A 3,412-nucleotide genomic window follows, 5' to 3' on the forward strand; every position below is an offset into this window, starting at 1 on the left:
TGTACCATCATTGCCAATTGATTATTTTATTGTATCATTTGTTGATCCAATAAGCTTAATTTCCATTTTGGTGATTTATATGGCGCTAGCCGCATTATTATATCTTTCAAAATCATGGTTTTATATAGAACATATAAAGTCAGTTAACGCATCTATGGAACTGCACAATCTAAGGTTGCAAATCAACCCTCATTTTTTACTCAATTCGTTAAATTCTATCTATGGCCTCACGCTTAATAAGAGTAACGAAGCATCAGCAGCAGTTCTACAGTTAGGGGATTTACTGAAGCATATGTTGTATCAGAAGGAAATAACAGTAGATATTGATGAAGAAGTAAAGCAGATAAAAAATTATGTAGCACTACAAAAGTTACGAATCAAAGACTCTAGTCGCATAGAAGTAAAAATCAAGCAAGAATCGTTTAATGGACAAATTATACCTTTTTTATTATTAACTTTTGTAGAAAATGCTTTTAAGCACAGCGACATTCAAAATAATGACTTCGGTTATATTACTATTGAGATAGATCAAACGGATCACTTCTATTTTAATGTAGAAAACACTTATACCCCTGGAAAAGATAAATCTGAAAAATCAGGAATAGGCCTCAATAATGCCAAAAGGCGTTTGGATTTGATTTACCCTGATAAACACGATCTACAGATCAATGACTCAAATAATTTTGCAATCAAACTTAAGCTGAGTGTATGATAAGTTCAATTATTATTGAAGACGAACCTATTGCTACTAAAATCATTGAGGGTTTTATCTCCGCGCACAATGAAATAGAATTAGCTGAAAAATTTGATAAGGCCGAAGAGGCCCTTGACTGGTTAAAAGTTAACAACGTAGATGTAATTTTTCAAGATATAAACCTCCCTGATATAAATGGCGTTGAATTTGTAAAATCTTTAGCGCACCCTCCAAAAATTATATTTATCACAGCAAACCCTGAGTATGCCGTAGAGGGTTTCAGTTTAAATGCGGTCGATTATTTAGTAAAACCCGTAGCCTACGATCGCTTTAAGGATAGTGTCGAAAAACTTAAAAGCACACTAAACAACTCAAGCCAGGAAAACGCGTTAACTTTCAAATCCAATAGTAGAACATACTTCATCAAGCCCACAGAAATTTCGTTATTTGAAAGTGCCGGAGATTACATCAAAGTATTTAGCTCCAAACATGATCTTGTAATAAACCGTACGATGAAGCAATTGGAACAACAACTTGATAAGAGCTTCATCCGAATTCATAAATCTTACATTGTCAATAAAAATGCAATTGAATTCATTGAAGGCAATCAAATAAAAGTAAATAATCGCCTGATACCTATTGGAGCGACTTATCGAGTCAATCTAAAACTGAACTAGTTGAACTGAAACTTTAAATACTTGATATCTGCACCCAAGGCTGTGTGCTTTTTTTCGTAACGGGTTTTAATGCCGTGGCATTCTGTCTCAAATTCAGAGCCGTATAAATTGAAGGTATACGCCAGGTTTTTGATGTCTTTTCTATTTTTGACTACCTCAAGGCTATATTCAAAAAGACCCGTATTGTCAGTTTTTAGTCTTACCCACCCATCTTTAGAGATTACATTCTTATAGATATCTAAAAACTTATCGTGAGTCAATCTCCTTTTTTCATCTCTGTCTTTTGGTCTGGGGTCAGGGAACGTGATCCAAATTTCTGATACTTCTTCCGGGGCAAAGAATTTCTCAAGTAATTGAATAATGGTACGCAAAAAGGCCACGTTGTCTAAGTTTTCATCGATAGCAATGCCACTACCCTTCCAGATACGATCACCTTTTATGTCGATACCTATAAAATTTTGATCAGGAAACATGCGAGCTAAACCTACGCTGTACTCACCTCTTCCGCAGGCAAGCTCAATGGTTATTGGTTTGTCGTTCTTAAAATAATGCTCATGCCATTGCCCCTTAATTTTTTCGTAAATTTCTTTACCAGGCTCAAGCACGTTATCTCGTTCCCAAACTTCAGCAAACCGCTTCAATTTTCCTCTACTCATTTTTTACCGGGATTTTAAAAGCTGCAAAGTAACTTCTTGTTGGCGAGTTTTACAACTCATCGAGCTCTGCCACTACGAAGGTGCTACCTCCTACAAAGATAAGGTCATCCGCGCTAGCCGAATTTTTAGCCGTTGCTATGGCTGATTTTACGGAACCACAAACTACCCCAGTTAGCCCCACGGCATTTGCGGCATCCTTCAGATCATTAACCGGCATAGCTCGAGGGATATCAGCTTGACAAAAATAGAAATTGGCCTCTTTTGGCAAGAGCTTTAATACCGGCTTTACGTCCTTGTCATTTACTGTACCAAAGACTATATGTAGTTGATTATATTCTTCTAACTGTAGTTGTTTTACAATCAATCTCATACCGGCCTCATTATGACCGACATCGCAAATGATCTTTGGTTGCTGCTGCAAAGTTTGCCACCTACCTTTTAAACCGGTATTAGTTACCATGTTTTGAATACCATTCTTAATGGCTTTCTGATTGATTTTGAAGCCTTTGGCTGATAGAGCATCAACAACCGATAATACAGCCGGCAGGTTTTTAGTCTGATAGCTTGCCAAAAGAGCGTTTGGAAATTCAAGGAAAGGCTGATTGTCTTTTAATACTTTAAAAGAATCCTCTTGCAAACATTGATATGCATCTGATGCCAAGGTTATAGGCGCGTGTTTGCTTGCAGCGATATCTTTAAATACATCAAAGATCTTCTCTTGTTTCTCACTGATTACTACAGGAGTATTTTCTTTGATTATACCAGCCTTTTCCGCAGCAATCTTCTCCAAGCTATCGCCCAACCACTGTTGATGATCGTAGCTGATGTTAGTTATTAGTGAAACTTCAGGGTTTATCACATTTGTCGAATCGAGACGACCACCCATGCCCACCTCTACCACAGCTATGTCTACTTCTTGTTTAGCGAAATAGTCAAACGCCATAGCTACTGTGATTTCAAAGAAAGAAGGCTGAATTTCCTTAACCAGGAGCCTATTTTTATTTACAAAATTAACCACAGCCTGCTGAGGTATTTCTTCACCGTTAATTTTAATACGTTCAGTGAAATTTTTAAGGTGTGGTGATGTATATAATCCTGTCTTAAAACCGGCTTCCTGTAAGATGGAGGCTGTATAATGACTGCAACTACCTTTGCCGTTAGTACCCGCTACATGTACTGCTTTAAACTTACGTTCAGGGTTATCAAGTGCCTTACAAAGCTTTAATGTATTCGTAAGATCTTTCTTATAAGCTGATGCCCCTACCCTTTGAAACATGGGAAGTTGCGTGTATAGAAAGTCTAAAACCGATTGATAATCTTCAAGCAATTGTGATGAGCTCATTTGGCCACAAATATGAGTAAATGACCTGAGGATTAATAAAGCT

4 protein-coding genes are annotated in these 3,412 nt (G+C 37.1%); 2 read left to right on the forward strand and 2 right to left on the reverse strand.

The annotated features are described in order from the left end of the window. Both E1176_RS03695 and E1176_RS03700 read left to right on the forward strand, forming a co-directional pair. The coding region (locus E1176_RS03695; RefSeq protein ID WP_222933072.1) for a sensor histidine kinase at positions 1-712 on the forward strand (712 nt) is incomplete at its 5' end. Next, on the forward strand, positions 709-1,371 hold the full coding sequence (locus E1176_RS03700) for a LytR/AlgR family response regulator transcription factor (RefSeq protein ID WP_155209224.1): 663 nt from the start codon (positions 709-711) through the stop codon (positions 1,369-1,371). The genes E1176_RS03695 and E1176_RS03700, both read left to right, overlap by 4 nt. On the opposite strand, the gene trmB is transcribed toward E1176_RS03700, so the two are convergent. Further along, positions 1,368-2,027 carry a tRNA (guanosine(46)-N7)-methyltransferase TrmB gene (trmB, locus tag E1176_RS03705; protein ID WP_155209225.1) on the reverse strand — a complete coding sequence of 220 codons (660 nt, stop codon included), beginning with the start codon at positions 2,025-2,027 and terminating at the stop codon, positions 1,368-1,370. The two genes, E1176_RS03700 and trmB, sit on opposite strands and share 4 nt — an antisense overlap. A gap of 49 nt (positions 2,028-2,076) precedes the next feature. Next, the coding region (locus E1176_RS03710; protein ID WP_425482554.1) for a bifunctional folylpolyglutamate synthase/dihydrofolate synthase at positions 2,077-3,412 on the reverse strand (1,336 nt) is incomplete at its 5' end.

Origin of the sequence: Fulvivirga aurantia (genome assembly GCF_009711475.1) — a bacterium.
Lineage (GTDB): Bacteria > Bacteroidota > Bacteroidia > Cytophagales > Cyclobacteriaceae > Fulvivirga > Fulvivirga aurantia.

Bases quoted from the DNA above. Each gene is read 5' to 3' on its own strand.
- E1176_RS03700 (WP_155209224.1), top strand. From the start codon at position 709: ATGATAAGTTCAATTATTATTGAAGACGAACCTATTGCTACTAAAATC.
- trmB (WP_155209225.1), bottom strand. From the start codon at position 2,027: ATGAGTAGAGGAAAATTGAAGCGGTTTGCTGAAGTTTGGGAACGAGAT.